The sequence below is a fragment of the Legionella drancourtii LLAP12 genome, assembly GCF_000162755.2.
GTDB classification, from domain to species: Bacteria; Pseudomonadota; Gammaproteobacteria; order Legionellales; family Legionellaceae; genus Legionella; species Legionella drancourtii.
The window spans coordinates 63,728-78,418 of record NZ_JH413847.1 but is presented as its reverse complement, the minus strand read 5'-3'; the positions used below and the strand labels follow the sequence as shown (position 1 = coordinate 78,418).

Genomic DNA, 14,691 nt, shown 5'->3' with positions numbered 1-14,691 from the left:
AGGTACATCATCGCGCATCAGGAGAAAAGACACGGATATGCGGCGTTATGTTTAAGGTAAAATACGCTTAAAGTATAGCTGAATTATGACCGTAAAATAGCCCAACGTATAGACATTTTTTATCCTGATTCGAGAACAACAAGATCCTCTGCTACACTACAAACATGAAGCGTTAATGCAAAAGGATTTTAAAGATGAGACCTATTCTGTTAAGCATTTTGCTGCTGCTTGCGACAACCATGCATGCGGCAAATTCACTAAAAGTAACTGAATGGACCAAAAAAACCTTAACCAATACTTTATCAATAGATTTTAACTACGACAGCAGTGACGCCGAGCAACACGGTAATGGATTCACCCCATTTGCCTGGCATGCCCTAAGTGGCTTTCTCGGAAGCTATCTACAGAAGATTCGTGCGCAACAACTCACGATTCATCCAACATTTCTGATTACACCAACTATTGTAGACTCAGGTATGGCTTCTGGAATAAAGTATTGGCGCATCAATACGGAGGTATTGCTCGCGGAACTTAACGTTAAAGTTGCTTTTTCTTTAATCGTTATCGCCACCAATCCCTCGGCAAACGAACCTTACCTCATTCAGAGTATAAGTATGGTAAAACAGGAGAATCCATGAGCCACATGTTTCGCTTTAAATTGTTTTTCTGGTACTTCTGCCACTTTAAAGTAGCAATGATTGGTTATTTAAAACCACGTATAATTAAGATCGATAAACAAGAAATCGTTATTTGCTTGCCCTTAAAAAGACGCAGCCGCAATCACTTAAACTCCATGTATTTTGGTGCATTGGCTGTTGGTGCCGATTTAGCCGCAGGATTACATGGTTTTTATCACGCCGATCTGGCCCAGAGTAAAGTTTCTCTAGTGTTTAAATCGTTCCAAGCACAATTTTTACGCCGACCCGAATCAGATGTCTATTTTGTTTGCACTGAAGGCGAAAGCATCAAAGCGATGATTATGGAAACGCAACACACTAAAGAACGGGTTAATCGACCAATTCGTATCGATGCTTATACCGATTATCCTGTACAAACCAATAAGGTAGCTGAATTTATTTTAGAACTCTCGGTAAAAATATCAAAAGAAAGTCTACCGTCTTAATACTAACTTAAGTATTATGCCGTAAACTGACAAGGTGTTAATAATTTAGGTTCTCTGATGCTTGAAAGATTTACGCAATTATTCAAATCGATAACAAATAAACAACCGGCTGAAGTTAAAGATTACATTGTCGACACAAAAGACACCGCGGTCTCTATATATACCGCCGTTGTAAATTATGATGATATGCTAAAACTAATAGAGTCGTTTAAGAAAAATAAAATCTCTCTACTCATAGAGTATGTTAATAAAACAGCATTTAATGCCATCCAGAGCCAATATGCCAGTCCGGAAATAGCCCAATACTTTCCGGATATAGACCAATACCTTAAGAAGGTTAACCCAGAAGGCCCCCCTTTTTCTAACTTCGACCTTGAGCCGGATAATATTTCCCAAATCAAGAAGCTACTCAACGCGCTTTATTATGCGCATCTAACCTTTAAAGATTTAGAGAATATTGATATCAGGGATGCATCCCGCTTCACCTCTAATATAAAATTACTGCTGAGCAGGACTATTGAAACCGCTTATGAAGCCAGTTACTTAGCAACTCATTTAGATGTCGATATCAAGGCCTTATTCCAAGAAGAATTAGATTTTCTGCTCTCTTATCTAGGCAAGATACAAAATTACGCCAAAGACCAAGCCCAAGATTTGAAAGGATATATTGACAAAACCAGGAAAAATATAAAAAACGCCTGTTACTTAACCCTTAGCTTAGATGTAAATTTAAGAAATTTACCCAAAGGCGATCTCGATCTTATTCAATTACATCTGGCCAACATAGAACATTTTGCGGAAAACCATACTGAAACGCTGCAAGAACTAATTAATAAGGCGCAAAAAGATACCGCGCAACCCGGCCATTTAAAGGTTAAGTTAGGTATTAAGGTACAAGGCCTTTCCCAGACAGATCAAGATTTTATTCAACTACACCTAACGCCTATAGAAAAATTAGTTAGCATCGAAGTAAAAGAAATACCATTACCTTACACCGTAGGCGAGAAAACCGGGATAGCCGCACATCAAATGCGCCCACTTGATGGTGATGTAGATTATAACTTCCTGACTAAATTCAGTGGGAATTTACCAAGTTACATCAATGAATTAACAAATTACATCCAAGAGTACTCATCACAAATTAAAGAAAATGAACCCAAACTTAATCAAAAGAAGTTAGATGAGCTACGCCTTGCGGCACTTAGCCTATTGAATGATATAACAAAACTACAAGGAAATAATCTTTTTGTTTCCCTGCGGTTTTTAAATTACATCCACATTATCCGTAATATTATTACCATATCAATGAGCATTATGGATGAAGTTGGTGAATTAACCGACTCCTCACAAGATTTGGTCCGAGAAAAATTAGCGCTATTAAAGTACAATATCTTACCTACCTTATTTGGTGTGGTTGACAAAATTGAAGTCAATACCATGGTAAAACCAGGAACCTTGTCTACGCCCTTAATGGAGCAGATACAAAAACTATACCAAGCCCTGCTTTATTTCCCTAAAAAAGCGATTGACTTCAAGGAGAAAGGAGAAGAGTTACTCAGTATAGAAGATTCTCGCTTTATTGAACTAAGGCTGGAACTTGCTTATAAACGCATTAATACGGCGGCAAAAGTAAGTTCTCAAACCAATAAAATACAAACCGCTGCGAATGCATTTTTTACCGAATTAGAAAAATCAGAATATCAAGCGTACAGCCTTGCTCAATTACCTGAAAAAGTAAAAGAAGGACTCATTACAAACTACAAAATCATTAAACCCCTGATGGCGCAGCTGGACGTTAATTTTGATAAGCAAATCACCACCAGCTTGCTAAGCTCCGAATCATGGTCATCCTATTTTAATAGGCCCTTACGGTGGGTAGGAGGCACTCTCCCTGCCGACCATATCAGCCTGGTTTTAGCCCAAAAAGAAGCATTACAAGACTTAATTACCAAAAATCAAAACAGCCAACAATTTCATACTAAGCTGAATGAAAATCTAATTGATTTTGTCCATACAGAAACAAAATTAGTTTTATTTCCTTATGTTGACACAGCGGAGGTCTATGCTCTTGATGAGTCAATCCCTTTAGGGATCAACCGCAATGAAATAAATCTCAAACTAAAAAAAGCCGAATTTGAACCACTTCTAAATGCTTTTATACGCTTAAGTGCATTAATTACCCACCAAATTAATGCTGACAATAAGGCGCCTACTGACACGCTGTCTCTTGACGCCCTAGATGAGACAACGCGAACACAACTCAATGATTTATATAAGCAATTACAACTCTATTTTTCCTACCTAGTACCGCCCAAGCAGAAAAATAATGCCTTACAATTTGAACGCTACTTGACGGCAATACTGGAAAATAAAAGCATAAGTACGAAAGGCACTCCAGCAGTCGAGCTATTTTTAACATTAGCCCAACAAACGCAAAATGCGTTAGTTCAAGTGCAAACATCTTGGACGGATAAAACAGAAGTTTACTATGATCTGAGTAAAGCACAGTTTCTCACGCAAGAAGAATCTGCTGTCTTGCGCCGAAAAGAAGACAAAAAGTTAAAATTTACAGAATCAGCTACGACTAAAGATATTCTACTGGATAACCCTGAGCATCTAAGCGCCGATCAAGCCCAAGAACTCTGTGAATGGTATAATCATAAACAGAAAAAATTTGCAGCTGCAAAAGAAAAGTACACTCAATTTATCGGGCTATTAAACACGCATCAGATTAAAGGAAATGTTCTTAATATTGTTGGCCTGAAAGATAATGTCAAAGATGAATTACGCAAATTATATAATATCGTCCAACCTTATTTTATGGGTACATTACCCAAAGCAGATAGAGAATGGGCAATCAAATTTGATAAATATTTAGTTGCTATCTTATCAAACAGAGCAATCGACCTTGGCAATGCGCCAACAATGGATAGATTCTTTAATTATAATACGCAATTGACGGCGCATTTTGTCGAAGTCGACCAAAAGCTGCGCCAGAAAAGCGAAAATTATGAGAAGATAGCGCAAGAAAGATTTCATAGTGAAAATGAGGCGGCCACCTTTGCACTCAACACCAATAAAGATCCGCGAGCACACCATTTACTTAAAAATACGAATATTTCTCAAGGGATTCATGAGTTCAGAACTGATTTATCGGCACTGGTGCGCTTATTTAATAAAACAATGCAAAAAGAGTTAACACCGCAAGCAAAAGGAATCCCCTATCCGGAGATGGAAAACGCCAAAGATGCCAACATCCATTTACTGCAAAGCGAGCAGGTTCGCGCCATAAAAGACTTATACAATAGCCTTTTCCATCTCGAAGGAATTGCCAAACGCATAGAAACATTAACCAATGACAATTTGCCGATTCCAGAACAAGAAGAATCCTATGCAAAATATGGGAATGTTAAATACTACTATCACCGATTGCTCGCCGAAGTTACCAAAGGCTGGACAAAATCTAAAAAAGTGATCTATGTTTATCACCTAATCCAAGCGTACAGCCATATTGATGAAATCAAAAAACTAAGCTTACGCCTTGCCTCTGATCCGCATTACGGATTACTGGCAAAAGAATTAATAAGCAAAGCACAAAATATTTATGCAAATCTGCAAGAACAGACTGAAGCCTATCAAACTGGAGCAGAGCAAATTCCGCTTGAAGGTACTGTGCAATACAGTGCGCTATGGTATGCGCTTAATGCATTCTACATCAGTCCTAAGCATATTAGAGCACTAAACAATATTAACTACTTAACAACCGAAGAACTCAACGCCTTGCATGAACGTGCAAAAAAAGCAACGCTGACCATTGAAGGACTAATCAACAGTGCGGATTCTTACTTTAAGTTATTCTTGCAAACGCCAAGCATGCTGCTGTTATATAAAGAATTAAAGCAAAAGCTTAACGAATTTACGACTACAGCTCATGATGGCGTACTCACTAATTTAGAGAATATACGACCAAGCCTATTGACACCAATGCTTCTCGAGGCCGACCACTGGGAAGACAAACTAGGGCTTGCTCCAGGGAGCTTCTCAGAGCCGCTAAGAAAAATTACCGATGAATATTATAAAGGCTTATTACATCCGCTCAATTTGTCATCTAAAAAATATATTGCCTTAGTCAATGACAATCAATCACTGATACACCGAGAAGCCGCAATTGCCAAAGAAATTGAGAAAGCAGAAAAAGGTGCTAATAAGATAGAGCAATCTTATGCGGGCATCGTTAAATTACGCGCCATGATGAAGATACATAGAGATTTAGCGGACGGAACATTTATTGCGCCAGCAGAGTATATTAACTTAAGTAAAAAAGAGCTCCAAGAGCAATATAAACAAGTATTGCCTAGACTAGCAAGACTTAAAGCAAAGCAAAAAATTTATACTGAAGTCTCCATTTATGATGAAGATCATTTTTTTGATAACCTTTGTAATGAAGGGCTTAAAGACTGGGAACCCCATTTCACGGAAATCGAAGAATTAGTTGAAGCCAGCCATCATTACTATGTAGGCTTAAAAGCAACTTATGAGATGAGGGTGAGTACGGCTAAAGAAAAACAAGCTTATTTCAAAGAATTAGCGCGAACTCAAGAGCAAGAACAGCAAGAATTTATTGAAAATTATACGGATGAAGCTTTTGGCAAGCACTTAGATACCTGCTGTAACCACCCTATTGGCCTACTATATACCGATACTGAGTACTACGCGGCACTTAAAACCGAGTTACTTCTCCATAAAGCACAAATAATCAATGCGTCAAAAACAGCAGAAGACATCAACCTTAACATTAGCAATTTACTGAAAGAAAAAATTAGTGCTTTTGAGAAAAAACATTATGTAGACTACTACCATCTTGACTCAGTGCGGCATGCATTACTGCAATTTCGAAGCTATTGTAATTATTGTACGGAAAAGAAAGACTCTTTATTTGAAGATAAAGATACTTTAGATAAAAAATCTACGCTACTAAAGGAGCTAGAACAAATAGCCACTAATGCAAGACTATCAATAAAAGAACGTTTGAAAGAAATAAGAAAGGAAGTTAAAGACCCTAATTTTGAGCGCATTATTCTTGCGTACAAACATCACGATACCTTTAGTATAGCGTACTTAAAAATGTGCTTTTTCTTATTACTCGAGGCACTCCACTTATTCACGCCAACGAGGAAAAAGCGCTTAAATGCCCTCAATGAAGCGGTAGATAATCAACCGAAAATTGATGACTTAGTTAGCCGATTTGGCCTATTTAGTACCCCAACGTCGCCAACAAGTCAACCAAGTATGTCTGATGATACGCCTCCCCTGCCCGCTACGGGACCAGGCTTACTTTAACGTGAATTCTCGATAAGAAATTCACGATACATTGATATCGTGAATTTCTTATCCGCAACCAAAGAAAGAGCCAATCCTACCCTAAGGACTCCTCATCTTCCACTAAATGCTCTGCCACCGCTTTTTTCTGGTGATCTTCGGCTAATAATAAATACATTGCAGGCACAACAAAAAGAGTAAATAAGGTGCCAATTGAAATACCGGTAGAAATCACCAAGCCAATATTATAACGACTCTCCGCACCTGCACCGGTCGCTATAATTAAGGGCACAACCCCCAAAACCATTGCAGCAGTAGTCATAAGAATCGGACGCAAACGAATTGCAGCAGCAGCACGAATCGCATCCAACTTATTTTGACCGGCAGCTTGTAAGTCATTAGCGAATTGCACAATTAAGATACCATGTTTACTGATTAAGCCAATCAAGGTCACTAACCCTACTTCACTATAAATATTTAATGTCGCCCCACCAATACCAAGACTTACAAAAATCATCGCCCCGCAAATAGACATGGGTACACTAATCAAAACAATGAGCGGATCCCGGAAACTCTCAAACAAAGCAGCTAAGGCCAAAAAGATCAGAATCAAGGCAAAGAAGAACGTTATAATTAAACCAGATCCCTCTTTAATAAATTGGCGAGATTGCGCTGCATAATCAATGTAATAGCCTTGTGGCAATGTTTCTTTGGCAATTCGAGCAAAGGTACTTAATGCTTTCTCCATCGATACTCCCGGAAAGGCAACCGCAGAAATCGTTACGGAATTAAGCTGTTGGAAATGATTTAAGGATTCAGGCACAATCTGGCTCTGCAAACTAGCAACCGTGCTTAATGGCACTGAATCTCCAGATGCCGTTTTAATGTAATAATTCAAAATTTGCTCTGGATTTAAACGCGTATCACGCTTTACCTGAGGGATAACCTGATAAGAACGTCCGGCATAGTCAAAATAATTTATATAGCCTTCACTCAGTGCAGAACCAAACAAATTACCAATATCCTGCATGGTCAAACCAAATTGCGATATTTTATCGCGATCCAAATTAACTTTAGTTTGGGTTTGATCAATTTTCAGATCCGGATCAATGTATGCCAAAAGACCAGTAGCACGCACCTTGTCCAATATAGGTTGCAACACCTCATTTAAATTATCAAAAGTTTCTGTTGTCGTAATCACAAATTGAATGGGAAGACCACTGCTGCCTCCAGGTAATGAGGGCAATTGAAATGCCGCCGCTTTAGCACCCGCAATATTATTCAATTGATCCTGAACTAATGGCTGCAATTGATTTGAAGTACGCTTACGTTGATCCCAGGGTTTCAAAACCATACCAACAACCGCATTATTTAAGGCCGTATTACCATCCACCTGAAAAATATGATCTGTTTCAGGAAATGTTTTAATAATCCGATTGACCTCATTTGAATAAAGTTGTGTTTGAGCGAGCGAAGCATTCGCTGGAGCAGTAACCTGAGAAATAACAATTCCCTGGTCTTCCTGGGGAGCTAATTCCGAAGCAGAGGTAATAAAAAGAAAATAGTTACTGGCCAAAATAATTGCCGCAAAAACCGCCACCACAGGTAAGTAACGGAAGGTTTTAAGTAAAATGCGCTCATATCCTCTTTCTAAGCGCGCAAAATGTTTATCAACATAGACCATGAACCAATTTTTCGTTGCACCATCACCTACTTTAAGAAATTTAGAACACATCATCGGTGATAGGGTTAATGCAACAATAGCGGAAATGGTTACAGCACCGACTAAGGTAAAAGCAAATTCAGTAAATAAAGCCCCAGTTAATCCCCCCATAAAACCAATAGGAGCATAAACAGCAACTAAGACAATGGTAATGGCAATAATCGGGTTTGCCAATTCACGGGCCCCTAATAGAGCAGCCTTAAGCCGTGTTCGCCCTTCCTCAATATGGCGTTGTACGTTTTCCACAACAATAATCGCATCGTCAACAACAAGACCAATACCCAATACTAAGGCTAATAAGGTGAGTAAGTTAATTGAATAGCCAAGGATTAACATAATCCAAAAAGCACCAATAATCGATAAAGGAATTGCAATAAGCGGAATAATTACCGAACGAAGAGAGCCCAGGAATATAAAAATTACCGCAGTAACAATCATAAAGGCTTCTAATAAAGAAAGGATTACTTCATGAATGGATGAATCAACAAATAAACTAGCATCATAAACAATATTTGCCTTTAAGCCTTGCGGTAATTCGGCCTGAATCGTTGGGAATATTTTTTTAATATCATCAATCACAGTTAAAAGATTTGCCGAAGGCGCAACAATAATGCCAATATAAACTGCTTTACGCCCATCAAAACTTACTGCTGAATTATAGTTTTGCGCTCCAAGATCAACCGTTGCGACATCACCTAAACGGATAATTGCACCGTTTTGTGCTTTGATAATCATCTTTTTAAATTGATCCACGTCCGTCAGATTCGTACTGGCAATAAAATTTTGGATGAACATTTGTCCATCAGTACGACCTACAGCAGAAATAAAATCATTATTTGCGAGCGCGGTGCCAACATCTGCTGCAGAAATACCATACCCAGCAAGCTTCACTGGATCCAACCAAGCCCTTAGAGCAAAGGTTTGATTACCAAGGATCTCCGCCTTCTGCACCCCATTAACAGCCTGTAATTTTGGCTGTGCCACACGAATCAAATAATCCGTAATTTTATTAATCGGCAACTCATCGCTGTAAAAACCAATGTACATGGAATCAATGGTTTGACCAACTGATACCGTAATCACTGGTTGCTGTGAGTTTTTAGGCAGCTGATTAAGTACCGCATTTACCTTAGTTGTAATATCAGATAATGCTTTTAGCGGATCATAATTTAATAATAGATTTACCGTAATCGTACTAGTACCCGGCGTACTCGTAGAGGTCATGTAGTCAATACCATTGGCTTGGGCAATGGAATTTTCCAACGGCGTTGTAATAAAACCAGCGATTACATCAGGGTTAGCCCCGGTATAAACCGTAGTCACAGTAACAATTGCATTTTCGGTAAACGGATATTGCATCACGGGTAATGACCCCATGGAACGTAAACCCATCGCCAAAATCATTAAGCTAATTACTGTAGCCAATACCGGTCGCTTAATAAAAATATCCGTAAACGCCATAATAACAATCCTTAATACTCAATCTGGTTCCCTCTCCAGGTTTCGGGAGAGGTCTGGAAACACAGGGGAAACTTACTTTTCAGTGACCTTAGGCGCAGCTTCATTGCTTGGTTGAATTGAATTATTCACCACAATTTGACTGCCATTTTTAAGTTTTAGCTGGCCACTAGTCACCACAATATCACCTGCTTTTATCCCTTTTAAAATGGCAATTTGATCGCCACGTGTATCGCCAACCGTAACAAAAATCTGATTGACGATAAGCACAGGCTTATTATCTTTGTCCTTTTCACCCATGTCTTTAACCACATAGACAATATCGCCATAAGGGTTAAAACTAACCGCTGACTGTGGTAAAGTGATGTATTTTCGTGTTGATTCCACATTCACGGTAACATGAACAAACATTCCTGGCTTCAATTGAAAATCAGGATTAGGAAGTGTTGCCTCAACTTCCACATTACGAGTGTTACTATCCACCAGCGGTTGAATCGTAGTAATGTCCCCCGCAAAGGTTTTATCGGGAAAAGTATCCGTAACTACTTTAACCTTTTGCCCCATTTTAAGTTGTGCCAAAGCTTGTTGTGGCAAGTAAAAATCAGCATAAATAGGGTCTAAAGCCTGTAGGGTCGTCACCGTGTCACCCACATTAAGATATTGTCCAGGGTTAACATTATTAATCCCCAATTGCCCAGAAAAAGGGGCTCGCAATGTTTTTTTATCTACGGTCGCAGCCTGTTGCGCAACTTGCGCCTGCAAATTCTTCAGGTTCCATTCATCCGTATCCACGGTCTGTTTACTGACCGCGCGCGCGGCATATTGCGCTTTATCACGCTGATAGGTAATTTTAGCCAATTCAACTTGAGCTTGTAATGACTGCAATTGACCAAGCTCCGTTCCGGCATTCAACTGCACTAAAACATCCCCTTTTTTAGCTGCCGTCCCAGGTGTAAAATAAATTGTTTGCACCATACCAGCAAGTTCCGTTGTCACATTCACCCCAACACGGGCGCGCAGGCTACCTACGGCCGTCATAGTCGGCTGCCATAAAGACTCTTCCGCCTTTATCGTAGATACTGTAACCACCGGAGCTTTCATCGCCGCGATGTATCTTTGAATCATAATTGCTTTCAATCCCTTCCAACCAAAAATGAGTCCAAAAAGAATCCCCACAACAGCTAACATCATCATCATTTGTTTTTTCAAGAAAGCTCTCACTCATAATTACACAAAAATCCCATCACCCATTAAGAAGAGATGGCTAGAGAAAAGATAGGTTTAATTATGCTTCTCACCTGTCCTTATGAACCTCTTAAGCCTGGGCTAAAAAATTACATCACAAACACTCTTTAACGCACCAAGGCTTCTGCCACCAACCACCACCTAAGGCTTGAAACAATGCCGCCGTATCCGTATAGCGTGTTGCTTGTGCCTGAATACGGTTAATTCGTGCCTGTTGGTACTGTTGCTGAGCGTTTAATAAATTAATATAATTCACGCCACCTAAACGATATTGCTGCGTTATTAACGTCAATGAAGCATGTGCAGACTCTTCTGCGCGAACCTGAGCTTGAAAGGTACGCGCATCCGTTTCAATTGCCCGTAACACATCCGCCACATTCTGGAATGCTTGCAAAACAGTCTGTTTGTATTGCGCTGCGGACTGTTGAAAAGCATCAATCGCCGCACGCCGTTTGGCAAACAAGGCCCCGCCCTGAAATAAAGGTTGCGCGACCTGAGCAGCAATGGACCATACATTATTAGGCGCAGTAAACAATTGTGACCAGGAAGAATTAAGCCAGCCATCACTTCCGGTTAAAGTAATTTGCGGGAATAAATTTGCGGTAGCAACCCCAATTTGTGCACACGCTGCATGCAATAAAGCTTCTGAGGCACGCACATCAGGTCGTTGTCGTACCAGCATAGAGGGTAAAGTTACCGGTAATTCCGTGGGTAAGGTTAAACGATCCAACTTTATTGTCGGTAAAGGTCCATCGGGAAAAGCCCCCACAAGAACCGATAACGAATGCTTTGCCAGAGATAAGCTTTTTTCTAAGGGGGGTAAGGTAGCCTTTGATTGCTCCAACAAGGTTTGCTGGGTCAGCACGTTGGCATTAGAAACACCGCCTAAGCGATACTGATTTTTTAAAATATTAAGAATACCAGCTTCTGCTTTAATTAGATCTTTAGTCGCATCAATCTGCGCTTGATAAGAGGCAATGTTTACTGCCGTAGTAACAATATTGGAAGTCAATGTAAGATGGGCCGCAATCTCTTCAAATTGTTGATAATCAACTTGCGCACGCAAGCCTTCAATCTGACGGCGAGCACCACCAAAGACATCGAGTGTATAAGATAAATTGAACGCAGGATTATAAAGGCTAAAGGTTGCACTATCGCCAGGTATACCAATTTGCACTCCTGAGTAACGTTGTCGTATCACTCCCATTGAGGCATTAATCGCGGGCAATAACGAGGTACCTATTTGCGCTTTCCAATTTTCTCGTGCCTGGCGTAATGTGGCAGCAGCTGCCACTAAGTTAGGACTATTTATCAACCCCGCTTTAACTAAGCGATTAATCTCAGGAGAATGATAAAGCTCCCACCACAACAGCGGAATGTCTTTATCCTGGCGAAAAGTTTGCGCCTGCCCCCCGTTAGCCTTAGTCTTCACGGTTTTGGCCGGCAACGGTGACTCAGTATAGGCGCGCACTTTCGGTGCTGCTGGTGGGCGAAAATTTGGCCCAACCATACAGGCGGACTGCAATCCAGAAAGCAACAATATACCAATAAAAAGGCCTGGCCGAACTTTAAAATCGTGCACTGACTACAATCCTTTGCAAACTTAACTTTATTGAGATCTATTAATCTACCATAAGATTACGATAGATTAGTAGGGCTCAACACCTATAAAATCAGGAATATTTATGTTTCTTAATATATAATATTTTTGAATTGACGTTATTTAGCTTGATTAAAATGATCATTGCGCAATAAATATAGAACCGTGCACATGCAAAAAATGACTAAAGGAAGCCAAGGAAAAACTAATTCTAACGGCACCAGCATTATGTTTTTTCCATAACATGGGTGAATTTACATCGTGGAATGGAATCACGAATCCATTTAATGACAAACGCAATAAAGGATAAGGGCATTGTGGGTTCACAATAAAATCTGACCATGCAAATTCAACTCTGGATTGGGAATCCTTGCCATCATCCAAGATACGTTGCTAAATTTGCAAGTTGGCCTATAAAACCAACCGCCAAACGCCATCACATAAAATAGAGAGCATCTTAACAGACTTTACAAACCAGCTTAACCAAGACCTCGCTAGATTGAGCCAAAATGGGTTGATTTTTGAGCACTGAAGCGAGCATACATCAACTATGTGCGCATCAAAGCACAGAAAATCAACTCATTTTGACCAAGAGGGTAGAACGGTCAATAGACCCTAACTTATTTGAGCTCGATTTAATGAGCGGCTCGTTGAATATCATGGCCAACATGGGATACGTCTTTACCAAAGCCATTAACGGTTCCACAAGCGCTTAACATCCCGATTGTTGTTAAAAAAACACAAAACATTATTATTTTTTTTGCACTGTTCATGATTTTCCTCTCTTCTTGAGTTTGAAAATACGGTTTTCATTATTTAATGTTAGTTCATATCTTTATAAAATACCAAAAAAAACAACAGTCTGTTTTTTATAAAACAACAATTTCTTAGTGTTAAGCAAAAAAACATTAAGAAAAGCGCTGATGCAATCATTTATCGTTCGCTAATGAGATAATGGAATAGAGACCTATATTTTCCATGAAAATATTGATAGATTAATTGATCTGATTATACCAAAGGGATTTACATTTGCGAGCGCTCTTCCTACCAAGCCTTTTCTGCGCATTAGCATTAGCCGGTTGTAAACTTCATAGTGTCATTCACAGTGAGACCCCGCAAATAAATGCTGCGGATTTAGCAATAAAACATGTTTATAAAACGCCTAAAGAAGATAGCGCACCGGAGCATTTAACGCGATTTAATGATCCTCAATTACAACGACTTATTGTTATAGCACTTATTGATGCACCGAATATACGCAGTGCCAAAGCGCGAGTCATGAGTGCCCGCCAAGTTGCCAAAGGCGCTTATTCTACCCTTTGGCCATCAGCAAGCCTAAATGGTTTTATCGAGAAAGAACATTTTTCCTTTCAGGGGACAGTGCCTCCACCATTTAACGAGCTGGTATTTAACAAAGCCCGGATTGCCGATCTGGCCTTAAACTTTAACTATGAACTGGATTTTTGGGGTAAAAACAGAGAAACATTCGCCAGTAAATTAAATGAAACCTTCGCGGCGCAAATGGATCTGCAAGAAACACGCTTGATTTTAAGTTCAACCATTGCCAGTGCCTATTTCGAACTACAAAATGATATTATCCAACAACAATTAGCTAAAGAAAATGTCCGTTTACTCAAAGAACTTGAAGATATTGTCCTGGCGCGCGCCAAACAAGGAATTCAATCAGATATCCCGGTAAAAACTGCAATATCTAATACGCAAACAGCACGTTTATCCATTCAAGATTATAAACGCACCGAGATGCAATCACGCCATCAATTAGCGGTATTGCTCGGCAAAAATCCGTTCAATACTCAAATTGAACCAGAAAAATTTACTTACTATAAGAAACAACTGACCTTACCCGAGGTAATTTCCGTTAACGTGCTGGCCCAAAGACCCGATATTGCAGCATCACGTGCTTTAGCAGAGGCCGCAGCGCATCAAATCAATGTAGCCCGAGCGGCGTTCTTCCCAGATATTAATTTAAGCGGCATATTAAGCTTACAATCGTTTTATTTTACGCGCTTCTTTAATGTATCGCTGCAAACTGAAGGTATTAAGGCAGCATTAAGTTTACCTATTTTTGACGCCGGCGCACGCCGTGCAAATTTAGGCGTAAAGCACGCACAATTTGAGCTAGCAGTGAATCAGTATAATCAAACACTTTTAAATGCCCTGCAAGAAGTGACCGATCACATGACGGCAATTACAAACACTAAA

General features: G+C 39.7%; 8 protein-coding genes. 4 read left to right on the top strand and 4 right to left on the bottom strand.

Annotated features, from left to right (window positions below):
- Nucleotides 1-194: 194 nt before the first annotated feature.
- Genes LDG_RS15115 through LDG_RS18685 form a run of 3 tightly spaced genes read left to right on the top strand, consistent with a single transcriptional unit; the run spans nt 195 to nt 6,463 of the window.
- Nucleotides 195-638: a hypothetical protein gene (locus LDG_RS15115; RefSeq protein WP_006872296.1), complete on the top strand. Its 444-nt coding sequence runs from the start codon at nt 195-197 to the stop codon at nt 636-638.
- Entirely contained in the window at nt 635-1,123 is a 489-nt protein-coding gene (locus LDG_RS15110; protein ID WP_040536180.1) for a PaaI family thioesterase, read from the top strand. The genes LDG_RS15115 and LDG_RS15110 overlap by 4 nt, the downstream gene beginning before the upstream one ends.
- Before the next feature lie 57 nt (nt 1,124-1,180).
- Entirely contained in the window at nt 1,181-6,463 is a 5,283-nt protein-coding gene (locus tag LDG_RS18685) for a hypothetical protein (RefSeq protein WP_006872294.1), read from the top strand.
- Nucleotides 6,464-6,539: 76 nt separating this feature from the next.
- Here the strand turns inward: LDG_RS18685 and LDG_RS15095 are convergent, their stop codons facing one another.
- The 4 genes from LDG_RS15095 to LDG_RS15075 all read right to left on the bottom strand — a co-directional run bounded on the left by LDG_RS15095 (nt 6,540) and on the right by LDG_RS15075 (nt 13,241).
- A complete protein-coding gene (locus tag LDG_RS15095) occupies nt 6,540-9,626 on the bottom strand; it encodes an efflux RND transporter permease subunit (protein WP_006872293.1) in 3,087 nt (1,028 codons plus the stop codon).
- 72 nt (nt 9,627-9,698) lie between these two features.
- Complete coding sequence (locus tag LDG_RS15090; RefSeq protein ID WP_006872292.1) at nt 9,699-10,832, bottom strand: efflux RND transporter periplasmic adaptor subunit; 1,134 nt, start codon at nt 10,830-10,832, stop codon at nt 9,699-9,701.
- Nucleotides 10,833-10,962: 130 nt separating this feature from the next.
- The gene (locus LDG_RS15085; RefSeq protein WP_006872291.1) at nt 10,963-12,450 is read right to left on the bottom strand and encodes an efflux transporter outer membrane subunit; all 1,488 of its coding nucleotides are present in this window, start codon (nt 12,448-12,450) and stop codon (nt 10,963-10,965) included.
- A 653-nt stretch (nt 12,451-13,103) separates the two neighbouring features.
- Entirely contained in the window at nt 13,104-13,241 is a 138-nt protein-coding gene (locus LDG_RS15075) for an entericidin A/B family lipoprotein (protein WP_006872289.1), read from the bottom strand.
- A gap of 256 nt (nt 13,242-13,497) precedes the next feature.
- On the opposite strand from LDG_RS15075, the gene LDG_RS15070 reads away from it, so the two are divergent.
- Nucleotides 13,498-14,691, top strand: a 1,194-nt coding sequence (locus LDG_RS15070) for an efflux transporter outer membrane subunit (protein WP_040536178.1), incomplete at its 3' end; no start/stop codon positions are given.

Bases quoted from the DNA above. Each gene is read 5' to 3' on its own strand.
- LDG_RS15115 (WP_006872296.1), top strand. From the start codon at position 195: ATGAGACCTATTCTGTTAAGCATTTTGCTGCTGCTTGCGACAACCATG.
- LDG_RS15110 (WP_040536180.1), top strand. From the start codon at position 635: ATGAGCCACATGTTTCGCTTTAAATTGTTTTTCTGGTACTTCTGCCAC.
- LDG_RS18685 (WP_006872294.1), top strand. From the start codon at position 1,181: ATGCTTGAAAGATTTACGCAATTATTCAAATCGATAACAAATAAACAA.
- LDG_RS15095 (WP_006872293.1), bottom strand. From the start codon at position 9,626: ATGGCGTTTACGGATATTTTTATTAAGCGACCGGTATTGGCTACAGTA.
- LDG_RS15075 (WP_006872289.1), bottom strand. From the start codon at position 13,241: ATGAACAGTGCAAAAAAAATAATAATGTTTTGTGTTTTTTTAACAACA.